The organism is Myxococcus sp. CA005 (genome assembly GCF_006518205.1).
In the GTDB taxonomy this organism is placed as follows: domain Bacteria; phylum Myxococcota; class Myxococcia; order Myxococcales; family Myxococcaceae; genus Myxococcus; species Myxococcus xanthus.
Map to the genome: position 1 here is coordinate 35,761 of NZ_SRLV01000077.1, position 7,332 is coordinate 43,092.

A 7,332-nucleotide genomic window follows, 5' to 3' on the forward strand; every position below is an offset into this window, starting at 1 on the left:
CTGCGAGGAGACTCGAAGCGCCTCAGCGGGCGCTCAGAGCTCAACCGTGGCGCGCGCGGAGAACGCGCGGCCCGGCTTCTGGACACCGACGATGTCGAAGGCGGGAGCGTCGGTGAGATTCTGGAGGTTGAAGGAGAAGGAGAAGGCGCGCCCCTCGAACCGGGAGCGGTAGGTGAGCGCGGCGAAGTGCAGCACCTGGGTGGGCACCCGCGCCTTGTCACCACCCCGCCCTGCGCTCTCCCAAGAGCGGTAGAACGACTCGACGAAGCGGGTCGTCCACTCCAAGCCAAGAGCGTCCTGGGCGCTCAAGAGCTGACGCTTCTGGAACCGCGCGGTCGCCGAGGCCTGGAGCCAGGGAATGTTGGGCATGCGGTCCCCGTGAAAGCGGGCGAACTGGCCTTCCCGCGCGAGGTTGCGGAAGTCAAGCCAGGTGACGGTGCCGGTGAGCCCCACCCAGTCGCCGGGTGAGTCCCAGTCCACGCCTGCGTGCGCCGAGAAGGAGCGGGCGTGGTCCACGTTCTCGTAGGCCTGCGTGGCGTCGCCGGGGAAGAGCTGGATGAGGTTCTCGACGTCTCGGACGCCCGCGACCGCGTTGGCGCCGAAACGGCCAACGGACGTGACGATGGGGAGGAGCTCCACGCCCAGGTTGGCGTTGTGACTCGACTCGGGGACGAGCGCCGAGTTCTCCACGAGCAGGCCCCCATCACCAAAGAGCTCGTCCACCCGCGGCATCCGCGTGGTCCGCTCATAGGACGCCTTGAGGAGCAGCCCCCGCGTCAGACTGAAGCGCAAGGTGTCACCGAAACCACCGGCCCACCGGCGCTCCGCGGCCTCCTGCCTCGTTCCCGAGGCGAAGCGCTGCAAGTAGCCCTTCACGAACACGGTGTTCTCGAACCTGCCGTCCCAGAGAAGCTGACGATGGGAGAGACCTCCGAAGGCGGACGTGAGCGCGAGCGGCACCCGGAGAGGGTCCTCCTGCTGCAGACGGGTGAGGTAGGCGTTCTCGCCGCTTCGGTCACTGTCATCGACGCCGAGCGAAACCTCGAGGTCCTCCGGGTCGAGCAGCGTCCCGAGGAGCCGCACGCGGCCGAACAACGTCTGGCGCGTCTGGGTGTTCTCCAGCGGCGTCGAGCCAGTCTCCCCGGCCCTCGCCCGCGTCGCACGGCAGGCGCCGTACCAGTCGTATAGACAGTCGGAGGCGTCGAGAAGCTCGCCCACACGCTGGTTGTACCCGGCGATGGCGAGCACCTTCAGCCGCTCATGGGGCGACACCTCGTAGCGAAGCCCGAGGCCCCAACTCTCCTGCGCGGAGGTGACCGCGCCATAGGGCTGGATCATGAACTGATCGTGCGGGACCTCCTTGTCGTAGCGACCGAGGTAGCCATTGAGCACGAGCCGGTCGATACCCGGTAGTGCCTCGAACCCCACCTCGATATCGCCTCCGGTGCCCCGATAGGCGTCGTGGTTGCGGCGCAGGGCGCGCGGAGAGACGCGCCCTGTCGCCGGGTCATCCACGGGGACAGTGACGACGTAGTCGTTCTGCGCGCGGTCGTGGAATCCCGCTGCCCGCACGAAGACGTGCTCATGGGCCCGCCACGTCAGCCTGCCAGTCCCTCGGTAGCTGCCGAAGGACCCGCCCTGGAGCGACAGGGACGCGCCGGTTTCGGGCTTCGCGAGGTCGGAGCGCAGGTGGATGGCACCGCCCAGCGCGTCCGTCGCGAGGCGCACCGGGACGACGCCGTTGAAGACCTCGAGTTGCCGGATGAGCGAGACCGGAACACTTCCCAGTCCGTAGACATAGGGCGAGTACTCGATGGGGACGCCGTCGAGGAGGACTCGCACCTGGTCGCCAGAGAGCCCCCCGAGCGAGAGCTGGGTCCGGCTCCCCATCCCGCCCGTCCGCTGGACCTGCACGGCAGAGGCACGCGTCAGCACCTCCGCGAGGTCCTCGGCGCGCTCATGGGCCTTCTCCAATTCGACGACGTCCACGGCCTCCGAGCCGCGCACCAGGGCGCGGGCTTCGGTCGACCTGGCGCGGACGACCGAGGTGAAGCCAGGAGGAGCGGGAGGCTCTGGCTCCTCGGAAGGCTGCGCGGTCGCCTCTTCCGCGGGCGTGTCGGGAGCGACTTGGGCGACATCCTCGGCGCCTGACGGAGCTACCTCGGGATGACGGGCGAGGACGAAGTGGTGGATGAACTCGAACTGGCAGGAGACGGGGTTGCCGTCCTGCATCGCCGGGGAGAAGCGCGCGTTCTCGAGCGCGCTCACGGCCGCCTCATCGAGTCCGTGCCCAAGTCCCTCGACCACCTCCGCGCGCGTGACCCGGCCCTCCGCATCAAGCGTCAGGAGGAGCTTCACCGCGCCTTCAAGCCCCGCGGCGAGTGCCTCGGACGGATAGACAGCCTCTGGCTCGGCCAGCAGCACCGGAGGGATGACCCCACCGGATGGCGCAGGCCCGCCCTCACCCTCCGGCGCCTGCGGGTGCGGCGTCGCGCCAGAGGGTGATGCGGACGTCGCCGGCGCCGGGGTCTCGCTCGCATCCTGGGCTCGCGCGACGCCCATCGACAGCACGGAGAGGAGTGCGAGCGTGGGGACCAGAGAGGATGGCGCGGGGGCACCCCGCCAGCGACGAAGTGTGGGCATGTTCACGGTGTACAGGCAGGGCTCGAAGGCGCGAGGACGGTGTCGATATTGATACTCATTCTCAACATCACGACGTACTATCAGTGGCAGCGGTGGGGGTCAATTGGTTGGCGATGTCATTCATCGGCTGTAGAGCGGCCTCGGTGCTACCCAGCACGCCCATGGCGCTTCCAAAGATGAGAGCGGCCGGATTGGCCCGGCCCGCCGTGAGGGACCCGATGACGCCCTCCGCGGCGCCCTTCAAGGTGTTGAAGTAACCAGTCGCGGAGCCCTCAAGAACGCCCTTGAAGGTGACCCGGGCCCGTTTCTTTCAATCCAGGGTGTCCCAGTAAGCTGAGGCCATGCGTTTTCGCGTGGTCTCTTCCGCCGTCTTGCTCGCGTTCGTGGCGCTGTGGACGTCCATCACGCTGGCCGCGGACTACTTCACCGTCTCCAACATGGTCCTCCAAATGCAGACGGAGAGCTGGCCCTCCGTGCAGGGCACCATCACCCGGAGCGAGGTGGATGCGGTGCGCTCGAACAAGGCCACCACCTACGGCCTGAAGGTGGCCTACACCTACTCCGTCGACGGGCAGCAGTATGAAGGCAGCAAGGCCCGCCCCTCCATGTGGCGCTCGGGGGACCGCGGATTCGCGGAGGAGTTGGTGGCACGCTACCCCCTTGGGGCCACCCTCCCCGTGTACTACCGGCCCGGCCAGCCCTCGGAGGCGGTGTTGCAGACGGGCATGGACGGGTCGCAGCTGTTCACGCTCATGCTCCTGATGCCCTTCAACCTGGTGATGCTCTGGCTGGGTACCCTGGTGGTGGGGGCCTGGAAGCCGGAACCGCCGCTCTTGTCCACCTTCTTCCGGGAGGACGGCAGTGAGTGCGTGACGCTCGAGGGGCCGTGGACGGCCACCTTGGTGTCCCTGGTTCTGGTGGGCGCCTCCCTGGCGTGCGTCGCGCTCGCAGGACTCACTGTGGGCCTCCATGCACCGCTGCCCGTGGCCGTGGGGGCCTGGGGGGTCGTCATCGTCAGCGGTGTGCTCGTCGGGCGGTGGTCGCACACACGGGTGAAGGCCGGGTACTACGACCTGCGTCTCCATCCCCAGGAGCGGAGCCTCTCCCTGCCCCCCTTCTCCGGACGGAAACACGGGCTCGACGTACGGTGGCGCGACGTGCGGTCGCTCCGCGTCGAACCCCAGGCTCCCACACAGAAGGGGGGGCAGGTGAGCCGCTATCATCTCACGCTCGAGCTCTCCACCGCCGACGGCGGGGTGCGCCAGGAAGCCATCGCCGGCTTCCCCCGCCAGGAGCAGGCAGAGTCGCTGGCACGCTGGCTGCGAACGCGCCTTGAAGTTGGCGAGGTCGCTTCAGAAGAGCAGCGCTCCGCCTGACTCACGGCTCATCGTTGTCTCGCGGCGAGAAGCTGGAGTAGCGCACCGTCCCACCGCTCCCGCCCCCCAGGACGGCGGGAGCGGCTCCGTCACGGGAGGCCCGCCTGCGCCAGGACCTTCGCGATGGCGGGGCTCCGGTCCGCATGCTCCCGCAGGAAATCCAGATGCATGTCGTGTCCCTCCCGCCCTGGATGCGAACCCCACCCGCGAGGAGCGCCTGGAGGACCCGCACCGCCTCCGCTTCCGAACAGGAGGAGCCCCCCGCGGGGCCTGGGCGTACAGGTACGAGTGTCTGTCCAAAGTCCGGTCGCTGCGTCACAGGTGCGTCAAAGGCAATGCGCACCATTGAATCAACCCATCCACGAGTGCGAATCACGCACTGTCTGGGTTATTGAGTAGAGATGTTCTGCCTCCGCCCCTATCGCGATGTGGCCGACCTCAACACCATGGCTCGTCTCGTGGCGCAGGCCTGGGCGGAGCGCGGTCCCCACGTGGAGTGCGCGATGGGAGACCTGACCTGGCGCCTGCTGCGCAATGCACAGGTACGGCCGCGGGAGGACATCGCCCTGTGGGAACGCGCGCCGGGGCAGCTCGCTGGCTTTGCGTGGGCCTACAACAACGGCGATGTGGACCTGTTCGTCCACCCGCTCGTGCACGCTGACGCCTTCGCGGAGGATGTGCGTCCCTGGGTTCGCGCACGCCACGAGCGCACCACGCAGCCGACCACCGTATGGGCGCTGGAGAGCAACGGCCCGCTGCTCGCAGCGCTGCAGCGGCGGGGCTGGCGGCGCACCACGGGCGGATGCTACCTGCACCTCGCACAGCCGCTACCCGCGGTGCCGTCTCCGCCGTCTTCGTTGCCCGCGGGCTACCGGGTGCGCGCGGTGCGGGGCCCTGAGGAGGTGGCCGCGCGAGCCCTCGTACACCGGCGCGGCTTCGGCTCCGAGCGGGTGACAACAGAGGTGTACGCGCGGCTCATGGAGGCACCGGGTTACCAGCCTGCGTTGGACCTCGTCGCCGAGGCGCCCGACGGAAGCCTCGCGGCCTGCGCGCTGGGTTGGCTCGACGAGGCGAACGCGGTGGGCGAATTCGAACCAGTGGCGTGCGCCCCAGAGAACAGGCGACGCGGGCTGGTGCGCGCGCTCCTACACGAAGGGCTCCGGCGCATGCACACGCTGGGCGCCAAGCAGGCCATCGTGTACGCCTTCGCGGACAACCCGGCCTCCCTCGCCCTCTATCAGTCCGCCGGCTTCACCGTGGTGGACCGCAACCTCGGCCACACCCTGGCGTCCCCATGAACGCCCATCTCACCCGCACTTGCGGCGAGGGCCAGAGTGTTGGAAGAGCCCTCCGGACTCTTCAACTCGAGCCTCGACGGGAACAACAGGCGCGCCATCGACATTCACGAAGGTGAGGCGCTGGACGCGAAGGCATTCAAGGCGCTCATCCGCGCGGCCGTCGCGCTCAATACGTCGAGCGGAAAGAAGCCCACGAAGCGCTCGAAGTGAAGGTTGACCTCCGCGGCGCGGGTCGCTCAACTCCTCCTCGATAAGACGTTGAGACACCCCGCCCTCGGCGGTCCCAATCACCGCCCGTCTGGAGCGAACACCATGGCTGTCAAGTCATCCAAGGTCGCGAAGAAGGCCACCGCCAGGCCGAGCACGTCGAAGGCGGCCAGACCGAGCAAGGCAGTCGCCAAGTCAGCAGCCCCCAAGTCCAAGAAGGCCACGGCGAAGAAATCGGCGGCAGCGCCCAAGGCCACCGCGGCCAGACGCAAGAGCCCCGCTGCGGCCGCCGAGCCGGTCCTCCTCTCTGGCGGCAATCCGCAGATTGCGAAGGGCTACGGCGACGCCCCCATCCGGGCCTACATCAAGGCCATGCCGGGCTGGAAACGCGACGTCGGGCACCGCCTCGACGAGCTCATCGAGCGCACCGTCCCGGGTGTGAGCAAGGCGGTCAAATGGAACTCGCCGATGTACGGCGTCGAGGGCCAGGGATGGTTCCTCAGCGTCCACTGCTTCACGAAGTACATCAAGGTGGCCTTCTTCCGCGGCACCTCGCTGCGCCCCATCCCACCCGGTGCGTCCAAGAGCCGGGACACGCGCTACCTCGATATCCGCGAGGACGAGCCGCTCGACGAGGCCCAGTTCGCCGCCTGGGTGAAGCAGGCCAGTCGATTGCCTGGCGAACGGATGTAGGGCGTTCCCTCCGCGCATGACGTGCGCCTCGTGGCGCGAGTGCCGCTCAGTCAGAAGCACGCCTGCCAGAGCGGGAGACGGCTTCATGCGCGAGGACGCGGAAGTGCTGCGCCGCGGGCGCGGGCCGCGTTCCAGGGAAGGCCACCACCAGCTCCGCGTGTCCGGGAGCGCCGCTCAGGGGGCGAAACACCACCCCTTTGGGACACAGCGCCTGGGAGGACGCGGGAGCGATGGTCAGCCCCAGGCCCGCTTCCACCATGCCAACGACGGACGGCCACGAGCTGGCTTCCTGGAGGATGTTCGGAGAGAAACCCGCGCCCAGGCACATGCTCGTCACCAGGTCATGCAGGCCCGGCGCGGAGTGACGCGGAAAGAGCACGAACGGCTCGTTCGCCAGTGAGGACAGCGCGACGACCTGTTGACGGGCTCGCGGGTGTCGAGCTGGCAGGGCGAGCACGAAGCGCTCCTGGAGCAGTCGCTCGACGGTGAGCCCTTCGTGACGGAAGGGCGCCCGGATGATGGCGATGTCCAGCTCCCCCGAGACGAGCGCGGCGCCGACATCCAGCGTCTCGCTGTCGTCCAACTCCAGCTTCACCTTCGGGAACCGCGTGCGGAAGCGCAGCACGATGTCCGGCAGCACGCCGAAGGCAGACGACGCGGCGAAGCCGACACGCAGCGTGCCTGTCTCTCCACTCGCCGCCTGCTGCACCGAATGGATGACATCCGCGCGCCGAGCCAGCAACGCGCGCGCATCCTCCAGCAAGCGGCTCCCGGCGGCGGTCAGGGCTACCCGGCGGCTCGTGCGCGTGAGCAGCTCGACTCCCAGCTCGGACTCCAGCCGGCGAATCTGCTGGCTGAAGGGCGGCTGGGCCATGCCGATGCGCGCGGCGGCGCGTCCGAAGTGCAACTCCTCCGCCACGGCGACGAAGAGCTGGAGCTGACGGAATTCCATATCGAGACGATATCCATCTCAATGCGCATCAAAAGATATATTGGTCGTGAAGGATGCCGCTTCCTACCATCGGCGCATGCGATTCCCCTTCGTTCCCCTCGGCCTGATGCTCACGGCGCTGACGGGAGCCCCCGGCCTGGCGCTGGATGACGCTCCCCCCCCC

Annotated in this window: 6 protein-coding genes; 4 read left to right on the forward strand and 2 right to left on the reverse strand. The window is 68.4% G+C overall.

Annotated elements, in window-relative coordinates:
• Window positions 1-33: 33 nt before the first annotated feature.
• Window positions 34-2,643 (reverse strand): TonB-dependent siderophore myxochelin receptor MxcH, encoded by a 2,610-nt coding sequence (gene mxcH / locus FMQ63_RS27880; RefSeq protein WP_011551799.1) that lies wholly within the window; start codon window positions 2,641-2,643, stop codon window positions 34-36.
• A gap of 341 nt (window positions 2,644-2,984) precedes the next feature.
• Between mxcH and FMQ63_RS27885 the strand changes: the two genes are divergently transcribed.
• From FMQ63_RS27885 to FMQ63_RS27900, 4 genes are all read left to right on the forward strand, one after another.
• Window positions 2,985-4,019 (forward strand): DUF3592 domain-containing protein, encoded by a 1,035-nt coding sequence (locus tag FMQ63_RS27885; RefSeq protein WP_020477708.1) that lies wholly within the window; start codon window positions 2,985-2,987, stop codon window positions 4,017-4,019.
• Window positions 4,020-4,465: 446 nt separating this feature from the next.
• Complete coding sequence (locus tag FMQ63_RS27890) at window positions 4,466-5,317, forward strand: GNAT family N-acetyltransferase (protein ID WP_225909810.1); 852 nt, start codon at window positions 4,466-4,468, stop codon at window positions 5,315-5,317.
• Window positions 5,318-5,353: 36 nt separating this feature from the next.
• Window positions 5,354-5,527: a hypothetical protein gene (locus tag FMQ63_RS27895; RefSeq protein WP_011551796.1), complete on the forward strand. Its 174-nt coding sequence runs from the start codon at window positions 5,354-5,356 to the stop codon at window positions 5,525-5,527.
• 102 nt (window positions 5,528-5,629) lie between these two features.
• A complete protein-coding gene (locus FMQ63_RS27900) occupies window positions 5,630-6,217 on the forward strand; it encodes a DUF1801 domain-containing protein (protein WP_011551795.1) in 588 nt (195 codons plus the stop codon).
• A gap of 46 nt (window positions 6,218-6,263) precedes the next feature.
• On the opposite strand, the gene FMQ63_RS27905 is transcribed toward FMQ63_RS27900, so the two are convergent.
• The gene (locus FMQ63_RS27905) at window positions 6,264-7,169 is read right to left on the reverse strand and encodes a LysR family transcriptional regulator (RefSeq protein ID WP_011551794.1); all 906 of its coding nucleotides are present in this window, start codon (window positions 7,167-7,169) and stop codon (window positions 6,264-6,266) included.
• Window positions 7,170-7,332: the final 163 nt, after the last annotated feature.

Bases quoted from the DNA above. Each gene is read 5' to 3' on its own strand.
- mxcH (WP_011551799.1), bottom strand. From the start codon at position 2,643: ATGCCCACACTTCGTCGCTGGCGGGGTGCCCCCGCGCCATCCTCTCTG.
- FMQ63_RS27885 (WP_020477708.1), top strand. From the start codon at position 2,985: ATGCGTTTTCGCGTGGTCTCTTCCGCCGTCTTGCTCGCGTTCGTGGCG.
- FMQ63_RS27890 (WP_225909810.1), top strand. From the start codon at position 4,466: ATGGCTCGTCTCGTGGCGCAGGCCTGGGCGGAGCGCGGTCCCCACGTG.
- FMQ63_RS27900 (WP_011551795.1), top strand. From the start codon at position 5,630: ATGGCTGTCAAGTCATCCAAGGTCGCGAAGAAGGCCACCGCCAGGCCG.
- FMQ63_RS27905 (WP_011551794.1), bottom strand. From the start codon at position 7,169: ATGGAATTCCGTCAGCTCCAGCTCTTCGTCGCCGTGGCGGAGGAGTTG.